13 protein-coding genes are annotated in these 16,170 nt (G+C 64.6%); 9 read left to right on the top strand and 4 right to left on the bottom strand.

What is annotated here, in order from left to right:
• Positions 1–2: 2 nt before the first annotated feature.
• Genes xylG through ACJRPG_RS15285 form a run of 3 tightly spaced genes read left to right on the top strand, consistent with a single transcriptional unit; the run spans position 3 to position 5,103 of the window.
• Positions 3–1,523, top strand: coding sequence for a D-xylose ABC transporter ATP-binding protein (gene xylG / locus ACJRPG_RS15295; protein WP_408000950.1), 1,521 nt, complete (start codon positions 3–5; stop codon positions 1,521–1,523).
• 19 nt (positions 1,524–1,542) lie between these two features.
• Positions 1,543–2,685 carry a sugar ABC transporter permease gene (locus ACJRPG_RS15290; RefSeq protein WP_408000949.1) on the top strand — a complete coding sequence of 381 codons (1,143 nt, stop codon included), beginning with the start codon at positions 1,543–1,545 and terminating at the stop codon, positions 2,683–2,685.
• A 36-nt stretch (positions 2,686–2,721) separates the two neighbouring features.
• Positions 2,722–5,103, top strand: a complete 2,382-nt coding sequence (locus tag ACJRPG_RS15285; RefSeq protein WP_408000948.1) for a glycoside hydrolase family 3 N-terminal domain-containing protein — start codon at positions 2,722–2,724, stop codon at positions 5,101–5,103.
• Positions 5,104–5,134: 31 nt separating this feature from the next.
• Here the strand turns inward: ACJRPG_RS15285 and ACJRPG_RS15280 are convergent, their stop codons facing one another.
• Together ACJRPG_RS15280 and ACJRPG_RS15275 are read right to left on the bottom strand one after the other, a co-directional pair.
• Complete coding sequence (locus tag ACJRPG_RS15280; protein WP_408000947.1) at positions 5,135–5,446, bottom strand: hypothetical protein; 312 nt, start codon at positions 5,444–5,446, stop codon at positions 5,135–5,137.
• A gap of 4 nt (positions 5,447–5,450) precedes the next feature.
• Positions 5,451–6,071, bottom strand: coding sequence for a thiol:disulfide interchange protein DsbA/DsbL (locus ACJRPG_RS15275; RefSeq protein ID WP_408000946.1), 621 nt, complete (start codon positions 6,069–6,071; stop codon positions 5,451–5,453).
• A gap of 197 nt (positions 6,072–6,268) precedes the next feature.
• Between ACJRPG_RS15275 and ACJRPG_RS15270 the strand changes: the two genes are divergently transcribed.
• The 3 genes from ACJRPG_RS15270 to ACJRPG_RS15260 all read left to right on the top strand — a co-directional run bounded on the left by ACJRPG_RS15270 (position 6,269) and on the right by ACJRPG_RS15260 (position 10,228).
• On the top strand, positions 6,269–8,473 hold the full coding sequence (locus ACJRPG_RS15270; protein WP_408000945.1) for a M1 family metallopeptidase: 2,205 nt from the start codon (positions 6,269–6,271) through the stop codon (positions 8,471–8,473).
• The gene (locus ACJRPG_RS15265; RefSeq protein WP_408000944.1) at positions 8,470–9,336 is read left to right on the top strand and encodes a hypothetical protein; all 867 of its coding nucleotides are present in this window, start codon (positions 8,470–8,472) and stop codon (positions 9,334–9,336) included. Before ACJRPG_RS15270 ends, ACJRPG_RS15265 begins: the two co-directional genes overlap by 4 nt.
• Before the next feature lie 79 nt (positions 9,337–9,415).
• The gene (locus ACJRPG_RS15260) at positions 9,416–10,228 is read left to right on the top strand and encodes a DODA-type extradiol aromatic ring-opening family dioxygenase (RefSeq protein ID WP_408000943.1); all 813 of its coding nucleotides are present in this window, start codon (positions 9,416–9,418) and stop codon (positions 10,226–10,228) included.
• On the opposite strand, the gene ylqF is transcribed toward ACJRPG_RS15260, so the two are convergent.
• Positions 10,225–11,172, bottom strand: coding sequence for a ribosome biogenesis GTPase YlqF (gene ylqF / locus ACJRPG_RS15255; RefSeq protein WP_408000942.1), 948 nt, complete (start codon positions 11,170–11,172; stop codon positions 10,225–10,227). The two genes, ACJRPG_RS15260 and ylqF, sit on opposite strands and share 4 nt — an antisense overlap.
• Before the next feature lie 52 nt (positions 11,173–11,224).
• Positions 11,225–12,154: a histone deacetylase family protein gene (locus tag ACJRPG_RS15250; protein ID WP_408000941.1), complete on the bottom strand. Its 930-nt coding sequence runs from the start codon at positions 12,152–12,154 to the stop codon at positions 11,225–11,227.
• A 73-nt stretch (positions 12,155–12,227) separates the two neighbouring features.
• On the opposite strand from ACJRPG_RS15250, the gene ACJRPG_RS15245 reads away from it, so the two are divergent.
• The 3 genes from ACJRPG_RS15245 to ACJRPG_RS15235 are packed head-to-tail and all read left to right on the top strand — an operon-like array spanning position 12,228 to position 16,160.
• Positions 12,228–13,148 carry an AAA family ATPase gene (locus tag ACJRPG_RS15245; protein WP_408000940.1) on the top strand — a complete coding sequence of 307 codons (921 nt, stop codon included), beginning with the start codon at positions 12,228–12,230 and terminating at the stop codon, positions 13,146–13,148.
• Between the two features lies 1 nt (position 13,149).
• Positions 13,150–14,130, top strand: coding sequence for a DUF58 domain-containing protein (locus ACJRPG_RS15240; protein ID WP_408000939.1), 981 nt, complete (start codon positions 13,150–13,152; stop codon positions 14,128–14,130).
• Positions 14,127–16,160 (top strand): transglutaminase TgpA family protein, encoded by a 2,034-nt coding sequence (locus ACJRPG_RS15235; RefSeq protein ID WP_408000938.1) that lies wholly within the window; start codon positions 14,127–14,129, stop codon positions 16,158–16,160. The genes ACJRPG_RS15240 and ACJRPG_RS15235 overlap by 4 nt, the downstream gene beginning before the upstream one ends.
• The last annotated feature ends 10 nt before the right edge of the window (positions 16,161–16,170 follow it).

Below are 16,170 nucleotides of genomic sequence, written 5' to 3'. Positions count from 1 at the left end.
GCATGACCGATTACCTTCTTGAAATGAAGAACATCGTCAAGCAGTTCGACGGTGTTCGCGCATTGAATGGTATCGACATCAAGGTAAGGCCGGGCGAGTGCATCGGCCTGTGCGGCGAGAATGGCGCCGGGAAGTCAACTTTGATGAAGGTGCTGTCCGGCGTTTATCCCCATGGCACATGGGACGGTGAAATTCTCTGGCAAGGCTCGCCGCTGCGTGCACAGTCCATCCGCGAGACGGAGGATGCAGGCATCGTCATCATCCACCAGGAGCTGATGCTGGTGCCTGAGCTGTCGGTAGCGGAGAATATCTTCCTCGGCAACGAAATCACCCTGCCCGGCGGACGCATGGATTACGACGCCATGAACCGCCGCGCCGAGGAACTGCTGGCCGAACTGAATATCCGCGATGTGAACGTGGTGCTGCCGGTGAAGCAGTATGGCGGCGGCTACCAGCAGCTGATCGAGATCGCCAAGGCGCTGAACAAGAAGGCCCGCATCCTGATCCTGGACGAGCCTTCATCCTCGCTGACCGCTTCCGAAATTTCCGTTCTGCTGGATATCGTGCGCTCGCTGAAAGCGAAGGGCGTGGCCTGTGTCTACATCTCGCACAAGCTGGACGAGATTGCGGCCATCTGCGACACCATCGTCACCATCCGCGACGGCCAGCACATCGCCACCACGCCGATGAGCGAGATGAACATCGACCGCATCATCGCGCAGATGGTGGGCCGTGAAATGAACCAGCTTTACCCGGAGCGCAAACATACGCCGGGCGAGGTGGTATTCGAAGCGCGCAATGTGTGCTGCTTCGATGCGGACAATCCGCAGCGCAAGCGCGTGGACAATATCTCCTTCTCGCTGCGCAAGGGCGAGATCCTGGGCATTGCCGGCCTGGTGGGCGCTGGCCGCACCGAGCTCGTTTCGGCGATCTTCGGCGCCTACGAAGGTCCCTGCACATCGGAAGTGTGGCTCGACGGCCGCAAGCTCGATACCAGCACACCGCTGAAATCGATCCGCTGCGGCCTGGCCATGGTGCCGGAAGACCGCAAGCACCACGGCATCGTGCCCGACCTCTGCGTCGGCCACAATATGACGCTCAGCGTGCTGCAGGAGTTCTCGCACGCCACGCGTATCAGCGACGCCGAGGAACTGCGCACCGTGCGCGGCGAAATCGACCGCCTCAAAGTCAAGACTTCCAGCCCCTTCCTGCCGATTACCGGGCTTTCCGGCGGCAACCAGCAGAAGGCCGTGCTGTCCAAGATGCTGCTGACCAAGCCGCGCATCCTGATCCTGGACGAGCCGACGCGCGGCGTGGACGTGGGCGCCAAATTCGAGATCTACCAGCTGATGCTGAACCTGGCCGCCGAAGGCGTGTCCATCATCATGGTGTCCTCCGAGCTGCAGGAAGTGCTGGGCGTTTCCGACCGGGTGCTCGTGATTGGCGAAGGCCAGCTGCGCGGCGACTTCGTCAATGACGGCCTCACACAGGAAACGGTGCTGGCAGCAGCGCTGGTCCACTGAACCACCGAACAGAAATCCCATGAAAAGCACACAACTCAAAAAGCTGTTCACGCAGTACAAGATCCTTGCCCTGCTGATTGCCATTGCACTGATCTGGGCGTTCTTCTTCTGGAAGACGGAAGGCGGCTTCCTCACGCCGCGCAATATGTCGAACCTGATGCGCCAGATGGCCATTACCGGGATCGTGGCCTGCGGCATGTCGCTGGTGATTATCGCGGGCGAGATCGATCTGTCGGTCGGCTCCCTGCTGGGGCTCCTGGGCGGCATTGCCGCCGTGCTGGATGTCACGCACGGCCTGCCGCTGCCCGTCAACCTGATCGCCGTGCTGGCCATCGGCCTGGTGCTCGGCCTGTTCAACGGCTATCTCACGGCCTACCTGCACATACCGTCGTTCATCGTGGGCCTTGGCGGCATGCTGGCCTACCGCGGGATTGTGCTCGGCATCACCGACGGCGTTACCGTGGCGCCGGTCTCGGATAATATGGTGCAGATCGGCCAGGGCTACCTGCCGCCGCAGCTGGGCGTGGCGCTGGGCGTGGGCCTGTTCGCTATCGCCGTGTTCCTGGCCTGGAGCCAGCGCCGCAGCCGCGCCAAGCATGGCCTGGAACAGGCGCCGGTATGGCGCGATGCGCTGAAGCTGGCCGCCATCGCTGCCGTGATCTTCGCCTTCGTGTCCACGCTGAACAGCTATGAAGGCGTGCCCTTCCCCGTGCTGCTGCTGCTCGCGCTCCTCGGTATCTTCACCTATATGACCACGCAGACCGTATTCGGCCGCCGCATCTACGCCGTGGGCAGCAATATGGAAGCTACGCGCCTGTCGGGCATCAATGTGAAGGCCGTCAAGCTCTGGATCTTCGGCATCATGGGCCTGATGTGCGCCCTCGCCGGCCTGGTCAACACCGCGCGCCTCGCTGCAGGCTCGCCGTCGGCGGGCACCTCCGGCGAGCTGGATGCCATCGCGGCCTGCTTCATCGGCGGCACCTCGATGCGCGGCGGTTCCGGCACCGTGTACGGCGCGCTGATCGGCGCACTGGTGATGGCCAGCCTCGATAACGGCATGTCCATGCTGGACGTGGACACCTACTGGCAGATGATCGTCAAGGGACTGATCCTGACGCTCGCGGTATGGGTGGACGTTGCCACCCGCTCCGCCAAACGCTGAACGCATACCTTATAAAAACACAAGGAGACAGCAGCAATGAGCAATAAGCGCAGGCAGTTCCTGTCCTCGGTGACGGGCCTCGCCGGTCTGGCCGCCATGCCACCGATCGCCCTCGCGGCGCCGAAAGCCGTCTACAAGGACGCCTCCGCCCCCATCCCGAAGCGGGTGGAGGACCTGCTGCGCCGCATGACGCTGGACGAGAAGATCGCCCAGCTGGACTGCGTGTGGCAGGAAAAGCGCAATATCGAGGACGATGTGGGCGAGTTCTCCGCTGCGAAAGCCGCCAGCGTTTATCCGCACGGCCTCGGCATGCTGGCGCGTCCCTCGGACCGCCAGGGCAAGGCGGCAGCCGGCGGCGCCGGCGACAGCGGCGAACGCCGCAACCGCAATGCGCTGGAGACGGCCAACTACGTCAATGCGGCCCAGAAGTGGGCCATGGAGCAGACCCGCCTGGGAATCCCCATGTTCATGCATGAGGAAGCGCTGCACGGCTACGCTGCGCGCGATGCAACTTCCTTCCCGCAGGCGATCGGCCTCGCATCCTCCTTCGATCCTGAGCTGGCGCGCCGGATTTTCAGCGTGGCGGCGCGCGAAATGCGTGCGCGCGGCGCCAACCTCGCGCTGGCGCCCGTGGTGGACGTGGCGCGCGAACCGCGCTGGGGCCGTATCGAAGAAACCTTCGGCGAAGACCCCTACCTGTGCGGCGAAATGGGCAAGGCTGCGGTATTGGGCTTCTCCGGCGAATCGCGGCAGCTCGCGAAAGACAAGGTGCTGGCCACGCTGAAGCATATGACCGGACACGGCCAGCCTGAAAGCGGCACCAATACCGGCCCTGCGGAAATCAGCGAGCGTACCTTGCGCGAAGATTTCTTCCCGCCGTTCGAGCGGCTGGTGAAGGAAACGCCGGTTGCCGCCATCATGCCCTCGTATAACGAAATCGGCGGCCTGCCCTCGCATGCCAACCGCTGGCTGCTGCACAAGGTGGTGCGCGAGGAATGGGGCTTCAAGGGCATCACCGTGTCGGACTACCTCGGCATCAAGGAACTGATTTCCCGCCACAAGCTGGTGCCGGATGCGAAGGAAGCGGCTTACCGTGCCTTCAAGGCAGGCGTGGATATCGAAACGCCGGACGGTTTCGGTTATCGCAAGCTGAAAGAGCTGGTGACGGCAAAGCGCATCAGCGAAACCGAAATCGATACCGTTGTGCGCCGCATCCTGGAACTGAAGTTCCTGGCGGGCCTGTTCGAGAACCCCTATGTGGACGCAAAGCTGGCCGACCAGCTCACCGCCACGCCGGATGCCGTGGCGCTGGCGCGCGAGGCGGCGCGCCGCAGCGTGGTGCTGCTGAAGAACGACAAGGGCCTGCTGCCGCTGGACGGCAAGAAGGTCGGCAAGGTGCTGCTGCTCGGCACCCACGCCAGGGACTGCCCTATCGGCGGCTATTCCGACATTCCGCGCCATGTCGTCTCGATTTACGAAGGCCTGCAGGCGGAAGCGAAGGCACAGGGCTTCGAGCTGCAGTATTCGGAAGGCGTGCGCATCACCGAAGAACGTATCTGGGGCAAGGACGAGATCAAGTTCACGCCGCCGGAAGTGAATGCGCGCCTGATCGCGGAGGCGGTGCAGGCAGCGAAATCGGCCGACACCATTATCATGGTGCTGGGCGATAACGAGCAGACCAGCCGCGAAGCCTGGTCCGACAATCACCTGGGCGACCGCAACAGCCTGGACCTGATGGGCCAGCAGAACGACCTCGCCAAAGCCATCTTCGACCTCGGCAAGCCAACCGTCGTGTTCCTGCTGAACGGCCGTCCGCTGTCGGCCAACCTGCTGGCGGAGCGCGCCGATGCGCTGGTGGAAGGCTGGTATATGGGCCAGGAAACGGGCCACGCCGCAGCCGATATCCTGTTCGGCCGCGCGAACCCCGGCGGCAAGCTGCCGGTCTCCATTGCCCGCAATGTCGGCCAGCTACCGGTGTTCTACAACCACAAGCCATCGGCACGGCGCGGCTATATCGATGGCAGTACCAAACCGCTCTACCCCTTCGGCTATGGCCTGAGCTATACCCGCTTCGATATTTCGGCGCCGCGCCTGAGCAAGGCTGCCATCAAGGTGGGCGAATCGACGCAGCTGCAGGTCGATGTGATGAATACCGGCGCGCTGGCCGGCGACGAAGTGGTGCAGATCTATATCCGCGACGATATCAGCTCGGTCACGCGCCCCGTGCTGGAGCTGAAAGCCTTCCGCCGCGTCACGCTGCAGCCGGGCGAAAAACGTACGCTGAGCTTCGACATCCGCCCTGCCGACCTGCAGTTCTTCAATGCCGACATGGTGCGCGTGGTGGAGCCGGGCAGTTTCACCATCCATGCCGGGCCGAACAGCGTCGACCTGAAGCAGGTCAAACTGATGGTCGGCTAAAAAACAAAGCCCGCTGCGAAGCGGGCTTTGTTCATTTCTGGGGGCTGAGGTTTGTCAGCGCATAGCTGAGATGCTGCCACCAGTGCTCGCGCGAACGCACGGTCAGCATGCAGCTGCGGTCCACCTCTTCCTTGAACACGCGGTCCTGGCACTGCTTCGTCATCAGCGCATTGCGCTGGTTCTCGGCATTGATGAGCGCCACCATCAGCCACAGCGCGAACGCGGCCAGTGCAACCACCAGGCACCAGGCGAGATGATTGATGTTGCTCGTGCTGAACAGCCGGCTCTCGTCCGGCTCCAGCTGGCTGTACATCTTCATTGCACCTTCTTCACGTTCGCTCATCGTTTCACTTCTTCTCGGCTGCGGCCTTGTTGACCAGATAATCCATCACCGCCAGCGTGGCTGCCTGCGAAGCAGTTTCCGACTGGCCCGGTTTGCCGGCTAGCGTTGGCGAGGTCACGTAGCGGCCGTCGATCACGATCGTTGGCGCGGAATCGACCTTGTACGCGGCCACCACTTGCGCCGACCGCTTAAGTTTAGTCTGTACGGCGAAAGAATTAAAGTACTGATCATATTTCGCCTTGTCCACGCCGTTTGCAACGATGAAGGCATTCAGCTCTTTCTCGTCGCGGTAGATGCGCGAACGGTTGACGTGGATGGCCTGGAAAATCTTGCTGTGCACGGCATCCACCTGGTTCATCGCCTCCAGCGTGATGTAGGCGTGCGCCAGCGGATCGCTGCCGCCCTGCGGGAAGTGAACCCGGCGGAAGCTGATCTTGTCGCCCTGTTTCTTTACCCACTCATGCAGCTGCGGATCCAGCGAGTGGCAATGCGGGCAGGTGTACATGAAGAACTCAAGTACCTCGACCTTTTTGCCGGGCGCCTCGGTGCGCTGCGGCGCGGACAGGCGCTGGTATTCAACGCCTTCTTTCGGATCGGCCGCCCGGGCCCCGGTGGTAAATGCCATCAGTGCTGAAACAGCAAGCAGGTATCGCATGAAACGCATGTTCTTCCCTTTGTATCGATAACGGACGCGGGCAGATTACCACCTTTTGCTCAGCCGGGATTAAGGCGTCCTTAATTGCGGCGCTGCACAAGACGTTTTTTGCCAATTTGGCATGCGGTGTTATATTGCGGCGTTGTTGTTCTGTCCATAGGATAGCCATGCCGCTGAACCGATTGATGAAAGTGCTGCCTGCCGCCGCCATGCTGGCCGCGCTGGCCATGCAGTCCACCTTATTTGCACAGGGGGCGCTGGTGGTTGCCGTGCCCACGCCGACCACCGATACCGGCATTCCCCTGGCGCCGGCCAACGCCGCCGCCGTGCGCACGCCGAGCGCGCCCGGAGCCTGGGGCGGGGAACGCACCGGCAATGAAGCCACCCTGTCCGACCGCGTGGTGGACTACCAGATCGAAGCCACGCTCGATCCGGACAAGCACACCATCGACGGCAAGCAGAAGCTCACCTGGCGCAACCGCAGCAGCCAGCCGGTGCGCGTGGTCTATATGCACCTGTACCTGAACGCCTTCCAGAACGCGAACAGCACCTTCTTCACCGAACAGCGCAACACCGGCAATGCGGTCCGCTCGGACGCCCTCGCCAAGGATGGAGAATGGGGGTATATCGAACTGCGCAGCGTGCAGCAGAACGGCGCCGCCGTGAACTGGTCCTTCGTGCAGCCGGACGGCGGGCCCGCCACCGACCAGACCGTGGTGAAGCTGGAGCTGCCGGAGTATGTGGAACCGGGCGCCAGCACCACGCTGGATATCCGCTTCTTCGACAAGCTGCCGCGCGTGCTCGCCCGCACCGGCTATTTCGGCAGCTTCCACCTCGTGGCACAGTGGTTCCCGAAGATGGCGGTGCTGGAACTGCCGGGCGAGCGCGGCGCAACCCAAACGCGCTGGAACGCGCATGAGTTCCACGCCGAATCCGAGTTCTATGCAGACTTCGGCAACTATGACGTGAAGCTCACCGTCCCCAAGGCCTACAAGGTAGGCGCCACCGGCGAGCCGCAGGGCTCCCCGGTCGAGAAGGACGGCATGCTCACCCACCATTTCGTGCAGGGCGACGTGCACGATTTCGCCTGGACCGCGGACAAGCGCACCGCCGAGCCGCTGGTGGATACCTGGACCGGCCCGGGCAGCCCCAAAGTCACCGTCACCGTGCTGTTCCCGCCGGAGTACCGGCACAATGCCGCGCCTGCGATGAAAGCGGCCAAGGATTCGCTGAGCTATTTCTCGAATACGCTCGGCCCCTATCCCTACAAGACCCTGACCGTCGTGATCCCGCCGCATAATGCGCGCGAGGCGGCGGGCATGGAGTACCCGACCTTCTTCACGGCCGACAGCTATGAGGACGTAACGCCGGGCACCTTCAACGCGATGGACCTGGACTTTGTCACCATCCACGAATTCGGCCATGGCTATTTCTACGGCATCCTTGCCAGCAATGAGTTCGAGGAACCCATGCTGGACGAAGGCCTCAACGAATACTGGAACCAGCGCATGCTGCGCGACGGCGGCCGCAAGATCGACGCCACCACCGCCCTCCTGAAGCGCATCGGCTTTGCCCCGGCGTTTGACGTGTTCCATGCCGAGCGTGCCGGCGCGGTGCTGGAAAATCCGGCCGATCCGGTCGGTGAAAACGCCTACGGCAGGCTGCAGGGCATCGGCCCGGCCTATTCCCGCACCGCCACCGTGATGCGCGACCTGGAAGCGCAGGTCGGCAAGGAAGCGATGGAGCGCGCCTTCAAGGAATACTACCGGCGCTGGAAGTTCCGCCACCCCAGCGTGGCGGACCTGCGCGAAACCCTTGCCGACGTTACCGGACAGCGCCAGCTGGTGGAAACGGTCTTTGCACAGCAGGTGTATGCGGTGAACAAGGTGGATGACCGCATTTCCTCCTTCAGCAGCGAGGAACAGCTGCCGCAGCCCGGCTACATCATCGACAAGGGCAAGCGTGTGGAACTCACGGCGGCGAAAACGAGCGAGCAGGAAGACGAGATCCGCGAGAAGTGGGATAAAGCCCATCCCGATGCCAGGGAGGGTACCGGTCCCTTCCCCTTCCGCACCGAAGTCATCCTGCGCCGCCGCGGCGTGGCCGTGCCGCAGAGGCTGGTGGTGAAGTTCGCCGATGGCAGCAAGGAAACCGTGCAGTGGAACGGCGAGGAACGCTGGAAGCGCTTCGAGTGGATCAAGCCAGTGAAAGCCGTGTCGGCGGAACTGGATCCCGAGCGCAAGCACCTGCTGGACACCAGCAAGCTTGACGACAGCCGCACGCTGAAAGCAGACAGCAGGGCCACCCGCCGCTGGACCTTCGACTTCGCTGCATTCGTCCAAACCCTGATCGCACTGATTGCCACCGTATGAAGCTGACCAAAACTATTTCGGGCGCGGCCCGCTCCGCCCTGCAGTGGCGCCTCATGCTGATCTGGCTGGCCTGCACGCTGCTGCCGACGCTGATCGTCGCCATGCCGGTATGGTCCACGCTGTCCGCGACGCTGGACCATTCCGTGCACGCCCCCGCCCTGGCGCAGGAACTGGATCTGGCAGCGCTGTTCGACATCTTCAATGCCTTCCGCCTCAATGCAGTGGCGCTGCAATCGACAGCTGTCGCCGCCGTCGTGCTGACGCTGCTGCTCTCGCCTTTCCTCAGCGGCGTGATCGTGACTGCGGCCCGCCATGATGGCCCGGCGCCGTTCAAGCTGCTGTTCGCCGGGGGCATGGCGGAATATCCGCGCATGTTCCGCATGCTGCTGTGGGCCATCGTGCCCCTGGGCGTGGCCGCAGCCGTGGGTGGGCAGGTGGCCGACATGGCAGGCGAGCATGCGGCGCAGGCCATTACTTATGGCGATGCGCGCCCCTGGTTGCTCGCTTCGACCGTACTGACGGCGGCGCTGCTGCTGTTCGCGAATGCCACGCTGGATGCGGGACGCGCCACGCTGGCGATCGACCGCCGCCGCACTTCCGCCGTCAAGGGCTGGTGGCGCGGCCTGCTGCTGCTGCGCCGCCGTCCGGGCGCCATGCTGGGCATCTACCTGGCGCTGACGCTGGCCGGCGTTCTGCTGGCGGCCCTGCTGGGCCTGGGCCGCATCAATATCCCGCGCGTGGGCCTGCCCGGCTTCCTGGCCGCGTTGTTGATCACCCAGCTGATTGCGCTGATCGTCGGCTGGATGCGCACGGCGCGCCTGTTCGCCCTGGTCTCGCTGGCGGGCATCGTTCATAAAGGCTGAATGCTGCATCACCATTCCGCCCATTGATTGAGCTGGCGGGCGGCCGTATATTGGAATCAACCTGATTACGGAGCCCGCAATGTCCGCACTACCTGTTTATTTCCTTTCGCACGGCGGCGGTCCATGGCCGTGGATGCGCGATGCTTTCGGCAGCGCCTACGATGCGCTGGATGCCTCGCTGCGCGATATCCCGCGCCAGATCGCCGGCAAGCCGAAAGCCGTGCTGGTGATCACCGCGCACTGGGAAGGCCGCGAGTTCATGGTTTCGGCCAGCCCGCAGCCGCCCATGATTTACGACTACGGCGGCTTTCCGCCCCATACCTATGAGATCCGCTATGGCGCTCCCGGCTCGCCGCAGCTGGCCCAGCGCGTGCAGGATTTGCTCGAAGACGCGGGCCATACCGCCCTGCTCGACCACGAGCGCGGTTTCGACCACGGCACCTTCAGCGCCATGTATCCGGTGTTCCCGGAAGCCGATGTACCCATCGTGCAGCTGTCGCTGAAGCGCGGACTCGATCCCGCCACGCACCTTGCCGTGGGCCGCGCGCTCAAGCCGCTGCGCGATGAGGGCGTGCTGGTTGTGGGCAGTGGACTGAGTTATCACAACCTGCGCCAGTTCAATGGGGCGGGTGCGGAGGCCTCCCGCCTGTTCGATGCATGGCTGCGCGAAACGATGGCGCTGCCGCCGCAGGAGCGCACGCAAAGGCTGGTCGAATGGGAGCAGGCGCCGGCAGCGCGCGCCGCGCATCCGCGCGAAGAGCACCTGCTGCCGCTGATGGTGGTAGTGGGGGCGGCGGAGCAGGAGGCCTCCACCACGGTCTATCATGAGGATGCCTTCTTCGGCGGACTCTCGGTATCGAGCTTCCGCTTCGGCGAGGCCGCGGCGGCTTAGGTGCCGCGCTTGCCTTTCATGCGTTCAGCCTCTTTCTCGGCAGCCCTGGCGGCTGCCGCTTCCGCCTTCACGCGCTCTGCTTCCTCGTGCTCTGCCAGCGCGGCGGCGCGCGTTTCCGGCGTCTCCAGCGAGATGCGGCCCAGGGCGCCGCTGCGGTAGTCCTGCAGCAGCATGTGGGAGGCTTTCTCGAAGTCGAAATCGCCGCCGCGAATGCGGTAGCCGCGCTTTGCCGCAATGCCTTCGATGATGCCGATGCCGTCCAGCTCTTCCACCTTCAGGCCATAGCGCGCCTTCAGCAGCGCCGGATAGTGCTTCAGCAATTCATCGGCCAGCCATTCGGCCACCTCTTCCTCGATCAGCGCATTGGCGCCGATGGCGTGGCTGGCGGCCAGCGCCAGCCCGTCGCTCGGCATGGCGATCTTCGGCCACAGCATGCCCGGCGTGTCGATCAGGGCCGTGTCGCGGTCGAGGTAGATCTTCTGCTGGGTCTTGGTAACGGCCGGCTCGTCGCCCACTTTCGCCACGCGGCGCTTCAGCAGCGCGTTCATCAGCGTGGACTTGCCGACGTTGGGAATCCCCATGATCATCAGGCGCAGCGGCTTGGTGGGCACGCCGCGATGCGGCGCCAGCGCACGCGCCTTGTCGATCACCTTGGCCACGTCCGCCGGTTTCTTGGTCGTCATCGCGTAGGCGGTAACGTCCTTGTCCTGCTCGAAGTACTTGACCCATGCTGCAGTGGCTGCGGGATCGGCCAGGTCCACCTTGTTCAGGATCTTCAGGCAAGGCTTGGAGCGGAACTTGCGCAGCTCCTCCACGATGGGATTGCAGCTGGCCTCGGGCAGGCGCGCATCGACGACTTCGATGACCACATCGACGTCCGCCATCTGCTCGGCCGCCTTCTTTTTGGCGGCGGCCATATGCCCCGGAAACCATTGGATTGCCATGCTCTTGCCTTCTGAATCGGATGAAAAACCCGCTATTTTACCGCTTTTCGCCTCAAATCTCAGCCAAAGCCTTGATGTGGGCCACCACGCTGCGGCCCAGCGCCGAGAGGTTGTAGCCGCCTTCCAGGCAGCTCACGATGCGGCCCTTCGCATGCTGGCGCGCCACCTCCATCAGCTTTTCCGTCATCCACGCGTAATCCGCTTCCACCAGGCCCATGCCGCCCAGGTCATCCTCGCGGTGCGCGTCGAAGCCGGCTGAAATGAAGATCATCTGCGGCTTGAAGGCATTCAGGGCGGGCAGCCAGCGCTCCAGCACCAGCTGGCGCACCACGTCGCCCTTGCTGTGCGCGGGCAGCGGCACATTCACGCGATTCGGCGTTATCGGCAGCGGATCGCAGTAGGGATAGAAGGGATGCTGGAAAAAGCTCGCCATCAGCACCCGCTTTTCGTCCCTGAACGCTTCTTCCGTGCCATTGCCGTGATGGACGTCGAAGTCCACCACCGCCACGCGCTCCAGGCCGCGCACGTCCAGCGCATGGCGGGCCGCGATGGCCACGTTGTTGAACATGCAGAAGCCCATCGGCGCCGACGGCCGCGCATGGTGGCCGGGCGGACGTACGGAGCAGAAGGCATTCGCAATCTCGCCATCGATCACGGCATCGGTTGCCGCCACCGCGGCGCCGGCGGCGCGCAGGGCGGCACGCCAGGTATGGGCATTGAGCGAGGTATCGCCATCGATGGGATAGTAGTCCTCGCCTTCGTGCGGCTGGTTGTCGCGCACGATGGCAATCGCGTTGGCGCTGTGGTTGCGCGCGATCGAAGCCACATCGGCCAGCGGCGCTTCGCGGTGCTCGATGAAATCGTCAATATGGGAATTGATCAGCTGATCGGCGATGGCCAGCAGCCGCGCGGGCGACTCGGGGTGCCATTCGCCCATTTCGTGGCGCTGGCAATCGGGATGGCTGTAAATAGCTGTGCTCATGTCGCTCGTTTCTGTACCGCATCAATCGTTTCGCGGGGTAGAATCCCCAAACGGTAATCTACTATAAAGAGCCATGTTTACAAAACTGCACGCGGTCGCGAACCAGGTTGGCGGCATCATTGTGGGCAAGGATTTGCAGATCCGCCAGGCCCTCACCTGCCTGCTGGCCGGAGGCCACCTGCTGGTGGAAGACGTGCCGGGCGTTGGCAAGACCACGCTGTCGCACGCGCTGGCAATTTCGCTCGGCCTGCAGTTCAACCGCATCCAGTTCACCAGCGACCTGCTGCCCGCCGACGTGGCAGGCATCTCGATCTACGAGCGCGAAAAGAACGGCTTCATGTTCCACCCCGGCCCGATCTTCACCCAGGTGCTGCTGGCCGATGAAATCAACCGCGGCACGCCCAAGACCCAGTCAGGCCTGCTGGAGGCGATGGAAGAACGCCAGATTTCGGCGGACGGCGTCACGCGCCCGCTGCCGGAACCCTTCTTCGTGATCGCCACCCAGAACCCGACCCACCAGATCGGCACCTTCCCGCTGCCGGAGTCCCAGCTGGACCGCTTCCTGATGTGCCTGTCGCTCGGCTACCCGGATGCCGCCGCCGAGCGCGCGCTGCTGATGGGCGAAGACCGCCGCAGCATGCTCAAGGCGCTGCCCGCCGTGATGACGGGGGCCGAACTGGCCGAAGCGCAGCGCGGCCTGCGCCAGATCCACACCTCCGCCTCGCTGGTGGACTATGTGCACGCGCTGGTGCAGGCCACGCGCCAGAACGGCTCCTTCGCCGAAGGGCTGAGCCCGCGCGCCGGACTGGCCCTGATGCAGGCGGCACGCGCCTGGGCCGCGCTGGAGGGCCGCGACCATGTGATTCCGGAAGACGTGCAGGCCGTGCTGGTGCCGGTATGCGCGCACCGCCTGCGGCCCGTGAAGTCCTCGCAGGGCGTAGCGCTCGCCAGCCGCGACCTGGTGCTGCAGCTGCAGAAGTCGATCCCGGTCTGACATGCTTGCTGCCGCAAAACGCTTCACCAGCCGCTGGCTGTTCCAGCTGAAGGACAGCGAACCCGGCGAAGTGGTGCTGACGATGCGGCGCGTGTTCATCCTGCCTACAAAAGCCGGTATGGCCTTCGTCGGCCTGCTGCTCATCATGCTGATCGGCGCCGTCAACTACAACCTGGGCCTGGGCTACGCGCTGACCTTCTTCACCGGCGCCTGCGCCATTGCCGACATGGTGCTGACCGCCCGCAACCTCGCCCTGCTGCGCCTCGCGGCGCTGCGCGCCCAGCCTGTATTTGCAGGTGAAAGCGCGCAGTTCGTGCTGCGCCTGCATAACCCCACTTCGCGCGACCGCTTCGCCATCTGGCTCGGTTTCCATCGCGATGGCGAGCCCGTGACCGTGACCGATGTTGCCGCCGGCAGCGATGCCACCGTCCAGCTCTCGGCGCCCACCACGGAGCGCGGCTGGAGCGCGGCGCCGCGCGTGCGCCTCACCACGCGCTTTCCGCTTGGCCTGTTCGGCGCCTGGAGCTACTGGCAGCCGGAGCTGAAAGCCATCGTCTACCCCTACCCCGAACAGGACGCGCCGCCGCTGCCCACCACTGGCGCCGCCAGCGAAGAAGGCCACGGCACCGTGGGGCTGGATAATTTCGCGGGCATCCGCAGCTACCAGCCTGGCGATCCGATGCGCCATCTCGCCTGGCGCCAGATTGCGCGCCACGATCCCGCGCTGGGCGGCCAGCTCGTCACCAAGCATTTCGAAGGCGGCGCCACCGCCGAACTGTCGCTGGACTTCAATGAGCTGCCTGCCTTCCTCGACCTGGAGCTGCGCCTGTCGCGCATGACGCGCTGGGTGCTGGAGGCCGAGCAGCGCGGCCTGCCCTACGCCTTCCACATCGATGGCCGCCGCTATCCGCCGGCACTGGGCGACGCGCACAGGGCCGCCTGCCTGCAGGCGCTGGCCCTGTATGGAAAGGAAGCGGCGTGAAGGCCGCTGGACTGGGCCAGCGCATCAGCCGGCGCGTGGGTTCGCACATAACGCGCGACAAGGCCGACACCCTGCTGCTGCTGGCCGGGGCCCTGCTCGTGATCGCGCCGCATTTCGCCCACCTGCCGCTGTGGACCAGCGCCGCCGCCTGCGTCACGCTGCTGTGGCGTGCAACCATTACCTGGCGCGGCAAGCGCATGCCGCCGATTGCCCTGCTGCTGCCGGTGGCCATCGCGGCCATGATCGGCGTGTGGCGTTCCTACGGCACGGTGCTGGGACGCGACCCCGGCGTGGCCATGCTCACGCTGCTGCTGGCCTTCAAGCTGCTGGAGATGCACGCGCGGCGCGACCTGTACGTGGTGTGCTTCCTCAGCTTCTTCCTGATGCTCACGAGCTTCTTCTACTCGCAGACCATCCTCACGGCGGTCAGCATGGTGCTCACCATTATCGTGCTGCTGACGGCGCAGATTACCTTCCAGTACACGGGCGCCGTTCCGCCGCTGATGCAGCGCCTGCGCACGGCGCTCAGGATATTCCTGCTTGCCTCGCCGCTCGCGGCCCTGCTGTTCGTGGTCTTCCCCCGCATCCAGGGGCCGCTGTGGGGACTGCCGGGCGATGCGCGCATGGGCCGCACCGGCATTTCGGACACCATGGCGCCCGGCAGCGTGTCCTCGCTGGCGCAATCGGGCGCGGTGGCGTTCCGCGTGCGTTTCGAAGACCCGGTGCCCGCCCAGCCACTGCTTTACTGGCGCGGCATTGTGCTGAGCCAGTACGACGGCCGCACCTGGTCGCGCCTGGGCCGCCCCCTGTTCACACGCGGCGCGGATGCCGCCCAGTTCACCATCCAGCTGCGCGGTGAACCGGTGCGCCACCAGGTCACGATGGAGCCCACCAGCCAGCGCTACCTGTTCACGCTGGAGATGACGGCGCCCAGCCTCACGGTACCGAACCACCGCGTGTTCGCCACCGATGAACTGGAAAGCATGACCATGCGCCCGCTGCAGGAGCGCGTGCGCTACGAGGCAGCCAGCTATCCCGAATACCGCGTGCAGGCGGGCGACGAGCCGGATGATGTGCGCAAATGGCTGCAGCTGCCGCGCAATCTCAATCCGCGCGCGGTGGCGATGGGCCGCGCGGCGCGCGAGACCGAAGGCGACGGCGCCGCGATAGCATCCCGCTTCCTGCAGATGTTCCGCAGCCAGAACTACGTCTACACGCTGGAGCCGCCGCTGCTGGGCCGCGACAGCGTGGATGAATTCCTGTTCGGGACGCGGCAGGGCTTCTGCGAACACTATGCAGGCGCCTTTGTGGTGCTGATGCGCGCGGCAGGCATTCCCGCCCGCGTGGTGACAGGCTACCAGGGCGGCGAGCTGAACCCGGTTGACGGCTTCCTTACCGTGCGCCAGTCCGACGCCCACGCCTGGGCCGAAATCTGGCTGCCGGGGCGAGGCTGGCAGCGGGTGGACCCGACGGCCGCCGTGGCGCCGGAACGGGTGCGCAACAACCTGGCGCGCGCCATTCCGCAGCAGGCGCCTTTCGGCCTCGGCGGCCTGATGGATTTGCAAAATGACCGCGATTCGTGGCTTTCGCAACTGCGATACAACGTCTATGCGCTGAATAATGCCTGGAACCAATGGATCCTCGATTACAATGCCGAGAGACAGAGAAATTTCCTTCAGGAACTATCTTCCAGCTTCGGTAACTGGCGCACGGCGGCAGGCCTGGCCGGACTTGCGGCGCTGGCCTGGCTGTGGCGCATGCTGCGCGCGCAGGTCAGGCGCGACCCGGTGGACGCCGCCTGGCATGCGCTGCGCCTGCACCTGGAAAAGCTGGGCCTGGCGCCTCGGCCGGATGAGGGGCCGCATACGCTGGCCGGCCGGATCGATGGACTGGACCTGCCGCCGGAGAAGAAAGCGGCAATGAAAGAGTTTCTGAGCCTCTACGGCGCGCTCAAGTACCGCGCCCTGAGTGACGATGAGAGAACACGGTCAGCGCAGCGGCTGGCCACCCTGCTAACCTTAGCCCGATGAGATTTGCCTT

Source organism: Pseudoduganella rhizocola (assembly GCF_045984285.3).
In the GTDB taxonomy this organism is placed as follows: Bacteria; Pseudomonadota; Gammaproteobacteria; order Burkholderiales; family Burkholderiaceae_D; genus Rugamonas.
This window is presented reverse-complemented; position numbering and strand designations above follow the sequence as displayed.

What these genes read in the sequence shown, in the direction of transcription:
- ylqF (WP_408000942.1), bottom strand. Translation starts at nt 11,172, where the DNA reads ATGGCAATCCAATGGTTTCCGGGGCATATGGCCGCCGCCAAAAAGAAG.
- ACJRPG_RS15280 (WP_408000947.1), bottom strand. Translation starts at nt 5,446, where the DNA reads ATGAGCGAACGTGAAGAAGGTGCAATGAAGATGTACAGCCAGCTGGAG.
- ACJRPG_RS15290 (WP_408000949.1), top strand. Translation starts at nt 1,543, where the DNA reads ATGAAAAGCACACAACTCAAAAAGCTGTTCACGCAGTACAAGATCCTT.
- xylG (WP_408000950.1), top strand. Translation starts at nt 3, where the DNA reads ATGACCGATTACCTTCTTGAAATGAAGAACATCGTCAAGCAGTTCGAC.
- ACJRPG_RS15250 (WP_408000941.1), bottom strand. Translation starts at nt 12,154, where the DNA reads ATGAGCACAGCTATTTACAGCCATCCCGATTGCCAGCGCCACGAAATG.
- ACJRPG_RS15260 (WP_408000943.1), top strand. Translation starts at nt 9,416, where the DNA reads ATGTCCGCACTACCTGTTTATTTCCTTTCGCACGGCGGCGGTCCATGG.
- ACJRPG_RS15275 (WP_408000946.1), bottom strand. Translation starts at nt 6,071, where the DNA reads ATGGCATTTACCACCGGGGCCCGGGCGGCCGATCCGAAAGAAGGCGTT.
- ACJRPG_RS15270 (WP_408000945.1), top strand. Translation starts at nt 6,269, where the DNA reads ATGCCGCTGAACCGATTGATGAAAGTGCTGCCTGCCGCCGCCATGCTG.
- ACJRPG_RS15245 (WP_408000940.1), top strand. Translation starts at nt 12,228, where the DNA reads ATGTTTACAAAACTGCACGCGGTCGCGAACCAGGTTGGCGGCATCATT.
- ACJRPG_RS15265 (WP_408000944.1), top strand. Translation starts at nt 8,470, where the DNA reads ATGAAGCTGACCAAAACTATTTCGGGCGCGGCCCGCTCCGCCCTGCAG.
- ACJRPG_RS15240 (WP_408000939.1), top strand. Translation starts at nt 13,150, where the DNA reads ATGCTTGCTGCCGCAAAACGCTTCACCAGCCGCTGGCTGTTCCAGCTG.
- ACJRPG_RS15285 (WP_408000948.1), top strand. Translation starts at nt 2,722, where the DNA reads ATGAGCAATAAGCGCAGGCAGTTCCTGTCCTCGGTGACGGGCCTCGCC.